This is a genomic window from Auraticoccus cholistanensis (assembly GCF_009742705.1).
Taxonomy (GTDB): domain Bacteria; phylum Actinomycetota; class Actinomycetes; order Propionibacteriales; family Propionibacteriaceae; genus Auraticoccus; species Auraticoccus cholistanensis.
This window is the reverse complement of record NZ_WPCU01000002.1, coordinates 79,115-91,809: the sequence shown is the minus strand read 5'-3', so window position 1 is coordinate 91,809 and position 12,695 is coordinate 79,115. Positions and strand designations below refer to the sequence as shown.

At 74.2% G+C, this 12,695-nt stretch carries 11 protein-coding genes; 3 read left to right on the top strand and 8 right to left on the bottom strand.

The genetic code is table 11. The annotated features are described in order from the left end of the window. The first annotated feature begins 31 nt into the window (after positions 1-31). From GC722_RS00925 to GC722_RS00915, 3 genes are all read left to right on the top strand, one after another. Complete coding sequence (locus tag GC722_RS00925) at positions 32-799, top strand: SDR family NAD(P)-dependent oxidoreductase (RefSeq protein WP_331714254.1); 768 nt, start codon at positions 32-34, stop codon at positions 797-799. Between the two features lie 95 nt (positions 800-894). Next, positions 895-2,502 (top strand): alkaline phosphatase D family protein, encoded by a 1,608-nt coding sequence (locus tag GC722_RS00920; RefSeq protein ID WP_156607114.1) that lies wholly within the window; start codon positions 895-897, stop codon positions 2,500-2,502. Next, entirely contained in the window at positions 2,502-3,389 is an 888-nt protein-coding gene (locus GC722_RS00915; protein ID WP_156607112.1) for a discoidin domain-containing protein, read from the top strand. The genes GC722_RS00920 and GC722_RS00915 overlap by 1 nt, the downstream gene beginning before the upstream one ends. Positions 3,390-3,395: 6 nt before the next feature. Here the strand turns inward: GC722_RS00915 and GC722_RS00910 are convergent, their stop codons facing one another. From GC722_RS00910 to GC722_RS00875, 8 genes are all read right to left on the bottom strand, one after another. Further along, on the bottom strand, positions 3,396-4,514 hold the full coding sequence (locus GC722_RS00910) for an FAD-dependent oxidoreductase (RefSeq protein ID WP_331714253.1): 1,119 nt from the start codon (positions 4,512-4,514) through the stop codon (positions 3,396-3,398). 55 nt (positions 4,515-4,569) lie between these two features. Next, positions 4,570-5,544: an N-acetylglucosamine kinase gene (locus tag GC722_RS00905; RefSeq protein ID WP_156607109.1), complete on the bottom strand. Its 975-nt coding sequence runs from the start codon at positions 5,542-5,544 to the stop codon at positions 4,570-4,572. A 7-nt stretch (positions 5,545-5,551) separates the two neighbouring features. Next, positions 5,552-6,307 carry a sugar isomerase domain-containing protein gene (locus GC722_RS00900; RefSeq protein ID WP_156607107.1) on the bottom strand — a complete coding sequence of 252 codons (756 nt, stop codon included), beginning with the start codon at positions 6,305-6,307 and terminating at the stop codon, positions 5,552-5,554. A gap of 59 nt (positions 6,308-6,366) precedes the next feature. Continuing rightward, entirely contained in the window at positions 6,367-8,244 is a 1,878-nt protein-coding gene (locus GC722_RS00895; RefSeq protein ID WP_156607105.1) for a hypothetical protein, read from the bottom strand. A gap of 53 nt (positions 8,245-8,297) precedes the next feature. After that, positions 8,298-9,209 carry a MurR/RpiR family transcriptional regulator gene (locus GC722_RS00890; protein WP_156607103.1) on the bottom strand — a complete coding sequence of 304 codons (912 nt, stop codon included), beginning with the start codon at positions 9,207-9,209 and terminating at the stop codon, positions 8,298-8,300. 138 nt (positions 9,210-9,347) lie between these two features. Beyond that, positions 9,348-10,241 carry a sugar phosphate isomerase/epimerase family protein gene (locus tag GC722_RS00885; RefSeq protein WP_331714252.1) on the bottom strand — a complete coding sequence of 298 codons (894 nt, stop codon included), beginning with the start codon at positions 10,239-10,241 and terminating at the stop codon, positions 9,348-9,350. Next, positions 10,238-11,443 (bottom strand): dihydrodipicolinate synthase family protein, encoded by a 1,206-nt coding sequence (locus tag GC722_RS00880; RefSeq protein ID WP_331714251.1) that lies wholly within the window; start codon positions 11,441-11,443, stop codon positions 10,238-10,240. The genes GC722_RS00885 and GC722_RS00880 overlap by 4 nt, the downstream gene beginning before the upstream one ends. Next, entirely contained in the window at positions 11,440-12,597 is a 1,158-nt protein-coding gene (locus tag GC722_RS00875; RefSeq protein ID WP_197429650.1) for a Gfo/Idh/MocA family protein, read from the bottom strand. Before GC722_RS00875 ends, GC722_RS00880 begins: the two co-directional genes overlap by 4 nt. Positions 12,598-12,695: the final 98 nt, after the last annotated feature.

Sequence of the window (12,695 nt, the reverse complement as noted above, 5' to 3'; positions counted from 1 at the left end):
ACGTGTCGGAGGGGACGGGCATGATGTCGACGTGCCATCCGACCGCTTCGCCCGACGCCGCGCCCTGATCACCGGTGGAGGCCACGGCATCGGCCGTGCCTGCGCCCACCGCCTCGCCGACGAGGGGGCCCGCGTCGTGCTCGCCGACGTCGACCTCGAGGCCGCCGAGAAGGTGGTGGCCGAGCTGGTCGAGAAGGACGTCGAGGCCACCGCCGTGGGCTGCGACGTGACCGACACCGCCTCGGTGGACGCGGCCGTGGCCCAGGCGGTCGAGCGGCTGGGCGGGCTGGACGTGCTGGTGCACACCGTCGGCGGCGGGCTGGGGCACCCCGACTTCCTCCGCACCTCCGACGACGACTGGCACCAGCAGCTCGAGCTCAACCTGATGGGCGTGGTCCGCTCGCTGCGGGCCGCGCTGCCGCACCTGGTGCAGACCCGCGGCAACGCCGTCATGATCGGCTCGGTCAACGGGATGGTCTCGGTCGGCTCAGAGCCCTACTCGGCGGCCAAGGCGGGGCTGCAGAACATGACCCACAACCTGGCCGCGGAGTACGGCCCGCACGGGGTCAGGATCAACCTGGTCGCCCCCGGCACCATCCGCACCCGGGTCTGGGACCACCAGCCCGACCGCATGGAGCGGCTCGCGCAGAGCTACCCGCTGGGCCGGATCGGCGAGCCGGAGGACATCGCCGCCGCGGTGGCCTACCTAGCCTCTGACGACGCCTCCTGGGTGACCGGGATCAGCCTGCCCGTCGAGGGCGGCGCGCTCGCGGCCGGGCCCTACGCCTGGCGCGGCTGACCTCACGCCCAGGACCGCCACGGTTCACCTGAGCATCACCCGCACGCCGCCGTGCGGCCGGGTGGACGTCGACCGGCGGAACTTGGCTGGGGGTCATGACACCCCCAGGACTCGACCCGCAGCGTGGTCTCGTCGCCGCCCAGGCGACCCGACGACGCTTCCTGACCGCCACCGGGGCCGCCGCGGCGCTGGCGCTGACCGGCGAGCTCGCCGGCGTCCGTCCCGCCGAGGCGCTGGCCCCCGGCAGCCTCGGCAGCGCCGAGCTGTTCACCCTCGGGGTGGCCTCCGGCGACCCGCTGCCCGACGCCGTGGTCATCTGGACACGGCTGGCGCCCGAGCCGACCTCGCCCACCGGCGGCATGCCCGCCCGTCCGGTGCCGGTGCAGTGGGAGGTGGCCGAGGACGAGCGCTTCCGCCGCGTCGTCCGCCGCGGGTCGGCGCGGGCGGTGCCCGAGTCCGCGCACACCGTCCACGTGGACGTGCAGGGGCTGCGGCCGCGCCGCCACTACTGGTACCGCTTCCGGGTCGGGTCGCAGCTGAGCCCGGTCGGCCGGACCCGTACCGCGCCGGCACCGGGTGAGGCGGTGGCCGAGCTGAGCCTCGCCGTCGCCTCCTGCCAGGCCATCTGGGAGGGCTGGTTCACCGCCTACGCCGACATGGCCCGCCGCGACCACGACGCCGTGCTCTTCCTCGGCGACTACATCTACGAGTTCGGGATCGACCGCGGCGTGCGGCCGGACTCGGCGGCGGTCGAGAACACCCGCCAGACCGTCACCCTGGACGAGTACCGGCACCGCTACGCGCAGTACAAGCTCGACCCCGACCTGCAGGCGGCGCACGCGGCCGCACCGTGGATCGTCACCCTCGACGACCACGAGGTGGTCGACAACTGGGCCGACGAGGCGCACCCCTCCGCACCGGCGGCGCAGTTCCTGGTCCGGCGGGCCAACGGGTTCCGGGCCTACTGGGAGCACATGCCGCTGCGGCTCGCCCAGGCACCCCAGGGCCCCGACATGCAGCTCTACCGCCGGCTCCGCTTCGGCTCGCTGGCCGAGGTCAACGTGCTCGACACCCGGCAGTACCGCTCCGACCAGGCCATGGGCGACGGCAGCAAGCCGCCGAACCCCGAGTCCCAGGACCCCCGCCGCACGCTCACCGGAGACCGTCAGGAGCAGTGGCTGCTGGACGGCATGGCCGGCTCCGGCACGACCTGGAACGTGATCGGGCAGCAGAACGCGCTGGCCCGCCTGGACACGGTGGCCGGTCCGGATGTCGCGGTGCCGATGGACACCTGGGACGGCTACGAGGGCTCCCGCCGGCGGGTGCTCGGCGGCATCGCCGAGCGCGGCGTCGACAACGTGGTCTCCCTCGGCGGCGACCTGCACCGCAGCGTCGCCTCGGACCTGCGGCTGGACTTCAGCGACCCCTCCTCGCCGGTGATGGCGAGCGAGTTCGTCGGCACCTCCATCGCCTCCGGGCTGGACGGGCAGGACCTCGACCCGGGCGGCGCGGTGCTGCTCGCCGAGAACCCGCACATCCGCTACTGCAACTTCCAGCGCGGCTACACCAGCTGCACCATCACCCCCCGGACGTGGAAGGCCGACTACCGCGTCGTCGACCGCGTCACCGTCCCCGACGGCGAGGTCAGCACCCGCACCACGCTCGTGGTCGAGGCTGGCCGACCCGGCATCCAGGAGAGCTGATGACCGACCACGACAGTGCCGTGCACGTCCCCCGCCCGCTGCTGCTCGGCGCCGCCGGGGCGGCGCTCTGCCTGCTGGCGCTGGTCGCGGGCGCCTCGTCGCCCGCGGAGGCGCGCCCGCCCCGGACCGGGGTGGAGGTGACCACCTCCGCGTCCCAGGTGACGGTGACCGACCTGCCCTGCCAGCCGGGCGAGCTGTCGGTGGCCATGACCAACGTCTCCGAGACCGACCGCTACGCCGACCTGCTGCTGTCGGCGCCGGAGCCGGTCGAGCTCTCCCGCGAGGTGTTCTCGAGCTGGCTGCCCGCGGCCGAGCCCGACCAGCCGGTCACGGCCGAGGTGGGGATCACCGTCCCGCGGGGCACCCCGTCGGGGGAGCACTCGCTGGAGCTGCAGGTGGACCGGAGCCGGCTGGAGCTGCCGGTGCTGGTGCGTCCTGCCCCCGAGAAGGGGCCCGGGGACAACCTGCTGCTGGGTGAGCGGGCCACCGCCTCCTCCACCCACGGCAACTTCTCCACCTGCGCCGCCGTCGACGGCGACGCGGACTCGGCCGGCTGGGAGCGCACCGGCTGGAACGACGGCACCCGCGGCGCCTTCCCCGACACCTTCGAGGTCGCGCTCTCCGAGCCCGCCCCGGTCGACCGGGTGGTGCTGACGACGCTGGACCGGGCCGCCAACCCCGCGGAGCGGTTCGGGATCTCCGACTGGGACGTCCAGCTCCGCGTGGACGAGCAGTGGCGGACGGTGGCCGAGGTGCGCGACAGCACCGAGGGCGAGGTCACCTCGCGTTTCGAGCGGACCACCGCCGAGGCGGTGCGGGTGGTCGTCCACGGCAGCAACAACGGCGACTACTCCCGCATCGTCGAGCTGGCGGCCTACGGCGGCTGACGCCTCTCAGCCTCCCCGGGCTCCGGCGACCGCGCCGGCGTGGCCCGGGGAGGGCTCGGCGTCGGACGGCCGGCCGAGCAGCTGGCGGATCTCGCGGACGGCCGCCCGTCCGGCCCGGTTCGCCCCGACGGTGCTGGCCGAGGGTCCGTACCCCACCAGGTGCAGCCGCGGCTCGGCGACCACCCTGGTGCCGTCCATGGTGATGCCGCCACCGGGCCCGCGCAGCCGCAGCGGCGCGAGGTGGTCCAGGGCGGCCCGCCAGCCGGTGCACCACAGGATGACGTCGGCCGGCAGGTGCCGCGGGCCCTCCGGCGGTCCGTCCCACACCACCCCGTCGGGGACGACGCGGTCGAACACCGGGTGCCGGCGCAGCACCCCGCTGGCCTGGGCCGCGCGCACCTCGGGGGTGCGGACCAGCGCGGTCGCGGTGACCACCGACTCCGGCGGCCGGCCGGCGCGGACCCGTTCGTCCACCCGGGCCACCACCTCGCGGCCGTAGTCGGAGGTGAAGGGGGCGTCGCGGAACACCGGCGGGCGTCGGGTCACCCAGGTCGTCTCGGCCACCTCAGCCAGCTCCATCAGCAGCTGCACCGCCGTGCTGCCGCCGCCCACCACCACGACGCGGCGGCCGGCGAGCCGCTCCGGTCCGGGGTAGTCCGCGGCGTGCAGCTGCTCACCGGCGAAGGACTGCTGACCGGGGTAGTGGGGCCAGAACGGACGGGTCCACGTGCCGGTGGCGTTGACCACCGCCCGCGCGGCCCAGCTGCCCCGGTCGGACTCCACCAGCAGCCGGTCCCCGGCCCGGCTGACCGCCCGCACGGTGACGGGCCGCTGCACGCGCAGACCCATCTCGGTCTCGTAGCGGGCGAAGTAGGCCGGCACCGCCTCGCGGGCCTGCCGCTGCGGGGACGGCAGCGTGAACCGCATGCCGGGCAGACCGAAGATGCCGTGCACGGTGGCCATCCGCAGGCTGGGCCAGCGGTGCTGCCACGCCCCTCCCGGGGCCGGGTTCTGGTCCAGCACCACGAAGCCGAGGTCGCTGCGGCTCAGCGCCCAGGCGGTCGAGAGCCCCGCCTGGCCGGCGCCGATCACCACCACGTCGGTCTGCTGCGCATCCGCTCCCACGCACACCGCAACGCCGGCGGCCCGCCGGGAAGTCCCCGACCGGCGCGGAGCCGGTTCAGCCGGCCAGCAGCCGGGGCCGGCAGAGCCGCTCGTGGACGGTCTCCGGCAGCCCTGGCCACTGCTGGCGCGCCGCCAGCCACACCGCCCCCGCCTCGGAGCTGGTGACCGTGCGCAGCGAGGCGGTGGGCCAGCGCTCGTGCAGCGCCGCGGCCAGCGGCCCGCCCACCCCGGCCGAGCTGGCGATGCCACCGGCCAGCACGACCGGCGTCTGCTCCCCCGGTGCGCGGATCTCCGAGACCGAGGCGACCAGCAGCTCGACCGCCCGCCGCACGATCTCCCCCGCCTGGACGTCCCCGGCCGCCGCCGCGTCCAGCACCAGCGGAGCCAGCTCGGCCAGCGCCACCGGCGGACGCGCGTGCACCCGGAGGATGAGGTCGGGCCCGCTGACCCAGCCTCCGGCCACCGCCTGCGAGACCGCGGTGGCCAGCGGTCCGGCGAGCCCGCGCTCGGCGTCGTGCAGCATCACCCGGACCGCCTCGCGGCCGATCCAGAAGCCGGACCCCTCGTCGCCGAGCAGCCAGCCCCAGCCGTCGTGGGTCGGTCCCTCGCCGCCGTCGACCACCCGGCAGGCGGTGGCGCCGGTGCCGGCGATCAGCACCGTTCCCTCGCGTGCCGGGGTGCCGGCGGCGAAGGCGATCTCGGCGTCGCCGCAGACCCGGACCGGGCAGCGCAGCCCGGCCCGGTCCAGCGCGGCGGAGAGGGTCCCGATCGTCTCGGGGTGGTTGCCGTAGCCGGCCACGCCGAGGACGGCCGTGCGCACCAGGCCCGCGTCCACCTGGGCGAGCGCCCCGCCGACGGCGAGCGCGACCTGCTCGGTGGCCTCGGCCACCGGACGGGAGATGGGGTTGCCACCGCCGGCCCGGGCGCGGCCGTGGACGCGACCGCCGGCGTCCACGACCAGGCACCGGGTGCTGGTGCCGCCGGCGTCGAGGCCGAGCACCAGCGCCGTCGGGTCGGCGGAGGAGGTCACCTGCGGGTCACGGCAGCCGGCGGAGCCGGCCGGCGTAGCGGGCCTCCAGGGCGTTGTTGTGCTCGTCGCCGCCGGGGATGTTGGCCGAGAGGTAGACCGGCGGGGTGACCCCGTCGGCCAGCATCCCGTTCAGCACCTCGGCCAGCATCATCTGCGCCAGCATCGCCGCGGTCAGCGAGGAGACCCCGCAGGCCGCCCCGCCGCCGGGCAGCGGCAGGATGGCGTCCCCGTACGGCGCCCCGTTGTCGAGCACCACGTCGGCCAGCTCGTACAGCTTCTTGCCGCTGGGGTGACGCGGCGGCACCTGGGTGGTGTGCTGCATCGAGGTCACCGCGATCAGGTCGTGGCCCTTCTCCTTCACCAGGGTGGCGAACTCGACGATGCTGCCGTTGGCGCCGGAGTTGGAGGCGATCACGAACACGTCCTGCGGCTGCACCTGCGGGATGAGCTCGTAGATGCGGTGCGCGGTGGCGGGATCGCGCTCCAGCAGGGTGTCGCCCAGGACGTCGGCCGGGGAGTGCCCCAGCACGACCGGGTCGCGGAGCGTCAGCCGGTTGGTGGGGACCAGCCCACCGGCCCGGCCGGCGACCTCCATGGCGAACGCCTCGGAGTGGCCGGTCCCGAAGGCCTGCACCACCCCGTCGGCGTCGAGGCACCGGCGCAGCAGGGCCGCGGCGGCGCGGACACCCTCGAGCTGGGTGGTGGCCACCTCCTGCATGGTCGCGGTGGCGGCGGAGACGAACGTGGGCGCATCGACGGTCATGGGCGCGACACTAGTCACTCAGCGCCCCCTGCCCGCGCCGGTCTCCCCGGACGCGGCCCTCACCGGGGGTCCACCCGGACCAGGTGGGCCTCGCCGGCGCCCAGCTCGACCACGAACCGGCCGCGGCCGCGGTTGCGGTAGCTCTCGTTGCCGGGGTTGAAGCTGGCCACCCGCTGCACCGCCGACCCCCACCGCAGCTCGACCGTGGCGGCCTCGTGGCGGGAGTAGTTGGCGAGCAGGACGTAGCGGTGCTCGTCGGGCCCGGTGAAGCGGCCGAGGACGACCGCGTCGCCGGAGACCGAGGCGATCTCGTCGTCGGCCTCGAAGGTGTCCAGACCCGCCGGAACGTCGGCCAGGTTGGCCGCCTGCACCGCCTCCGAGCGCAGCGGCAGCAGCTGCAGGCCGACCGGCGCCAGCCACTCGGTGTTGACCTCGCGGGTGGCGTCGTAGAGCGGGGTGAGGGTGCCGTCGACGAGCACGATGCCGTCGTGGAAGCCCTCCCCGCGGGCCGGGTCGGGGGTCCAGTAGGTGAAGTACTGGATGCCCTTGCAGCCGTAGGCGAGGCTGATGTTGGTCTGCCAGTACAGGTCGGCCTTGGTGGGGACGGCGTGGTTGGCGTAGCCGACGGACTGGATGAACGCCCAGGTCGGGGTGTCGGTCGGCAGGGCCGCCTCGCGCACCGCCGCCCAGTTGGCGAAGTAGCCGACGTCCTCGCCCGAGGAGAGGATCGGGTAGCGGTCGAAGGACAGCAGCTCCGGCGTGGTCTGCTCCATCGCCGCCTCGTAGTCGAAGCCCGGGAAGTGGTTGATGTAGGGCAGCACGTCGGGGTCGATCGAGCGGATGATCTCGGCCAGGGCGCCGAGGTCGGCCAGCTTGGGCACCGTCGGCTCGTCGTAGAGGTGGATGCCGGCGAAGCTCTCGAAGCCGCCGCCGCCGGGGGTGCGCCACTGGTCGAGGCCGCCGGAGAAGTCCTCGCTGAGCAGCTCGCGGCCGCTGGCGTCGACCACCCGGACGTCGTCGTAGTAGGCCGACTCGTTGCCGGCCTGGCGGAAGCCGACCGGCCCGGAGGCGAAGGTGGCGTCGGTGGTGGTGTCGACCACCTTGCCGTTGACGGAGGTGGTGATGGTGTCGCCCTCCAGCCGGGTCTCCACCCGGTAGGTGGTACCCGCCACCACGTCGAAGCCCAGCGGCACCACGCTCACCCGCGGGGCGCCGTTGACGAAGACGGCCTTGGTGAGGTTGCCGGGACCGGACTGGTTGTTGAGCAGCCAGACGTAGGCGTTGCCCTCGTCCTGGACGCGGAAGGCCCAGCCGGACTGGGCGTAGCCGCCGGCGCCGGTGGGGCGCGGGCTGGTGCTGAACGACAGGGTGTAGTCGGTCCAGTCCTCGCCCTCGGTGCTGTAGCCGATGGAGCCGTTGCCGGTGCCGCCGCTGATCAGCAGCCGGCCGTCCTCGACCCGCCACCACCGCACCGGCTGGTAGCGGGCGATGATCTCGCGCAGCTTGGCCTCGGCCTCGCGGCGGGTGATGGTGAAGTCGCCGCCGTCGTCGGAGATCGACACGCTGCGGGTCAGCCACCGGATGTCGGGGTCGTCGACCAGCACCTGCAGGCCCACCTGCTGGGCCGTGCGCAGCTGGTGGGTGGCGATCTGCACGTCGGCCCAGCCGTAGTTGCCGGTGTGCATGTAGGTGAAGCCGGCGTCCACCATCTGCTGGTAGCGCTCGACCGTGCTCTCCAGCGGCGGCGGCGGCCAGAAGACGCCGATCGGGAAGCGGGAGCCGTCCAGCAGCGGGCCGCCGGTGCCGGCGCCGGCCGCCTTCCGTGCGGGACGTGCGCTGGCGCGCGAGGCGCCGAACGCGCCGGTGCTGGCCAGGACACCGCCGATCGCGCTGCCGAGGGCCAGGAATCCCTTCCGGGACACCGTGAGGTCGGACATGGTTCCTCCTGTTCGCCGCTGCGGCGCGACGGTTGGTGGGGTGAGTGGGGTGTTCAGCGGGAGGTGGTGCGGGTGCGGGGAGCCACGTGGTGGCCGCGGACGGCCTCGGCGGTGGCGGTGAGGAGCTCGGCGGTGTGGTCGGCGCTGAGCTGGGCGACGGCGAGGTAGAGCAGCTCGACCACGGTCAGCTCGGAGAACCGGGCGGCCAGCGGCCCCTCGCGGAAGGTGGTCTCCTCGGTGACGGTGAGCAGCAGGTGCTGGGCGTGCTCGGCGAGCGGGGAGGTGCGGGCCCCGGTGATGGCGGCGGTGACCGCGCCGTGCTGGGCCGCGCAGCGCAGCATGTCGATGGTCTCGACGGTGGAGCCGGTGCAGGAGATGGCGACCGCCACGTCGCGGGGGCCCAGCAGCGCGGCCGCGGTGAGCCCCTCGTGGACGTCGGAGTAGGCCCAGATCGGCACCCCGATCCGCTGCAGCCGCAGCTGCAGCTCCGCCGCCATGATGGCGCTGCCGCTGACCCCGTAGACGTGCACGCGACGGGCGTCGGCGACCCGGTGGGCGACGGCGCGGACGGCGTCGAGGTCGAGACCGGCGAGGGTGTCGTGGACCGCCCGAGACTGCGCCGCGCCGAGGATGGCGGCTACGTCCTCCAGCGGGTCGTCGGCGCTGATGGAGCGGGAGATGTCCAGCTCCCAGGCCGAGGCCTCGCCGCGGGAGGCGTCGGCCAGCACCGCGATCCGCAGCGCCGGGTAGCCGTCCACCCCCAGCCGGCGGCAGAGCCGGGAGACCGCCGAGGGGGAGGTGCCGCTGGCCGCGGCCAGCTCGTTGATGGTGCCGGAGACGCTGCCCACCGGGTCGGCGATCACCGTCTCCGCCGTGCGCTGCACCGAGGCCGGCAGGGTCGGCAGGATCCGGCGCAGCTCGGCCAGCACCAGGGGTGGTCGGGTGGCGCTGGACGTCGACGACATGACAGGAAGTGTCACAGTCGTGCGCTGGATTGGCAATGGTTCTGACAACTTTGGTCAGCGACGGCTGCCCCGGAACGCAGCGGAGCCCGTTCGGCTGCGTAGTCGCAGCGGAACGGGCTCCACCAGGCGTCCTGGGCCTCAGAGGTGCGGCTGGACCAGCTCCACGTAGCGGCGGGCCAGCGTGGCCACGGTGTCGGCGCCGGGTGCGGCCCAGACGTCGGCGTTGAAGATCTCGACCTCGGCGTCGCCGGTGTAGCCGGCCTCGGCCACCCAGCGGGTGAAGCTGGCGAAGTCGACGTGGCCGTCGCCCATCATCCCGCGGGCCAGCAGCGTGTCGGCCGGCAGCGGGGTGATCCAGTCGCAGACCTGGTAGCTGACGATCCGGTCCCCGGCCCGCAGGATCTGCTCGCGCACCCCGGGCTCCCACCACAGGTGGAAGGTGTCGACGACCACGCCCACCTGGGCGGGGGTGAACCGCTCGGCGATGTCGAGGGCCTGGGCCAGCGTGGAGACGACCCCGCGGTCGGCGGCGTAGATGGGGTTCATCGGCTCGATCCCCAGCACCACGCCCCGCTGCTCGGCCTCGGGCACCAGCCGCTCCACCGCGGCGGCGGCGCGCTCACGGGCGGCGACCAGGTCGCGGTCACCGGCGGGCAGGCCACCGGGCACCAGCACCAGGGTGCGGGCGCCGAGCGCCTGCGCCTCGTCCAGGGCGCGGACGTTCTCGGCGTACGCCTGCTCGACGGCGTCCGGCTCGGAGACGGTGAAGAACCCGCCCCGGCACAGCGACGACACCCGCAGCCCCGACTCCTGGACCCAGCGCACGGCCGTCTCCAGCCCCACCTCGGCCACCGGCTCGCGCCACAGACCGATGCTGGGCAGCCCGGCGGCCAGGCAGCCGTCGATCGCCGAGCGCAGGTCCCACGAGGCGGTGGTGCGCTGGTTCAGCGACAGCCGGGCCAGCCGCGGGTCCCCCGGCGCGGGCGTCTCCACCCGGGCCGGGGCTCCGCCGGGGACGTCGACCGCGCTCACGCGCGCAGCCCCGCCAGGTCCAGCACGAGCCGCATCCGGGCGGCGGCCAGGTCCGGGTCCGGCAGCAGCCGGGCCGCGTTGGCCAGCTCGAACACCCGCGCCAGGTGCAGCGGCGAGCGCGCCGACTGCAGCCCGCCGACCATGGCGAAGCCGTCCTGCAGGCCCGAGAGCCACGAGACGAACGCGATCCCGGTCTTGTAGTGGAAGGTGGGCGCCTCGAAGATCGTCCGCGACAGCGGCAGCGTCGGGGCCATCTCCGCGCGGTAGGTGTCCACGTCGCCCGACTCGAGGGCCGTCAGCGCGGCCGAGGCCGCCGGGGCGATGGCGGCGAAGGCGCCGAGCAGGGCGTCGGAGTGGTGGGTGCCGTCGCCCTCGATCAGCTCGGGGTAGTTGAAGTCGTCGCCGGTGTAGAGCCGCACACCCTCCGGCAGCGCGGCCCGCAGCCCCCGCTCGTGCTCGGCCGAGAGCAGCGAGACCTTGACCCCGTCGACCTTGGCCGCGTGCTGGCGCACCAGCCCGAGGAAGGTCTCGGTGGCCACGGTGACGTCGCTGCTGCCCCAGTAGCCGGCCAGGTTCGGGTCGAAGGCCTCGCCCAGCCAGTGCAGGACGACCGGCTCCGACACCTGCTCCAGGATCGTGGTGTAGACGCCCAGGTAGTCCTCGGCGCTGGTGGCGGCCGCCGCCAGGTGCCGGGAGGCCATCACGATGACCTGCGAGCCGGCGCCCTCGACGTGGGCCACCTGCTCGAGGTAGGCCTGGGTCACCTGCTCCAGGGGCACCTGCGCACCGGCGGCGAGGTGGTCGGTGCCGGCGCCGGAGGCGATCCGGGCGCCGTGCTCGCGGGCCTGCGCGGCGCTGCGGGTGATCAGCTCGGCCGCGGCCGGCCAGTCCAGACCCATGTTGCGCTGGGCGGTGTCCATCGCCTCGGCGACCCCGAGCCCGTGGGCGAACAGGTGGCGCCGGAAGGCCAGGGTGGCCTCCCAGTCGACGCCGGCCGGCGCGCCGGGGACGTTCTCCAGCCGCGGGTCCACGATGACGTGGGCGGCGGCGAAGGCGATCCGGCTGGTGTGGGGCACCGGGTGCGGCTGCCAGTCGCGCGGGACGGCCAGCTCGACGGTGCGCCAGCCGCCGTCGGCGTCGGGCAGGCGGATGCTGTCGCCGGTGCCGGGGACGGCGTCCGGGCTGGTCACGGCCGTGCTCACGCAGCACCTCCGAACTGCTGGATCTCCACGCGGCGACCCTCGTTCGAGGACTGCAGCCCGGCGTCGACCAGCTGCAGCCCGCGGACGCCGGCGGCCAGGTCGTAGGGGTGCGGACGGCCCGCGTCGAGGTCGGTCAGGAACTGCTCCCACTGGGCGCGGAAGCCGTTGGTGAACTCGGTGTTGTCCGGCACCTGCTCCCACTGCGCGCGGAAGTCCTGGTCGGTGGGCAGGTCGGGGTTCCACACCGGCTTCGGGGTGCGCACCCGGTGCTGGATGCGGCAGCCGAACAGCCCGGCCACGGCCGAGCCGTGGGTGCCGTCGACCTGGAACTCGACGAGCTCGCCGCGGTCGACGCGGACGGCCCAGGAGGAGTTGATCTGGGCGATGATGCCGCCCTCGAGCTCGAAGATGCCGTAGGCGGCGTCGTCGGCGGTGGCGGTGTACTTGTTGCCCTGCTCGTCCCAGCGCTCGGGGATGTGGGTGACGGCCTTGGCGGTGACCGCCTCCACCCGTCCGAACAGGTTCTCCATCACGTAGTTCCAGTGGCAGAACATGTCCAGCACCATGCCGCCGCCGTCCTCGGCGCGGTAGTTCCAGCTGGGGCGCTGGGCGGGGATGATGTCGCCCTCGAAGACCCAGTAGCCGAACTCGCCGCGCACCGAGAGGATGCGGCCGAAGAAGCCGGAGTCGATGAGCCGCTTCAGCTTGAGCAGCCCGGGCAGGTACAGCTTGTCGTGCACCACGCCGGTGGTCACCCCGGCGGCCTCGGCGGCCTCGACCAGCTCGATGCCGTCGGCGACGGTCTCGGCGATCGGCTTCTCGGTGAAGATGTGCTTGCCGCGGGCCATCGCGGCCAGGATGGCGTCCTTGCGACCGGAGGTCACCTGGGCGTCGAAGTAGACGCTGGCGCTGTCGTCGGCCAGCGCGGCGGAGAGGTCGGTGGTCCAGTCCGCGACCGCGTGGTCCTTGGCGATCTTGGCCAGCTTCTCGGCGTTGCGGCCCACCAGCACGGGCTCCACCTGCAGGCGGTCGCCGTTCGGCAGCGCCACGCCGCCGTCGTCGCGGATGGCGAGGATGGAGCGCAGCAGGTGCTGGCGGTACCCCATCCGTCCGGTGATGCCGTTCATGACGATCCTGATGGTCCGCTCGGCCATGGTCGTGTCGCTCCTTTGCTCGGCGCGCTGTCCGTAAGCGCTTGCGTTATGGTAGGCAGAGACCACTCCGGTCGGCAACCTCGGCGTGCCGGCCACCT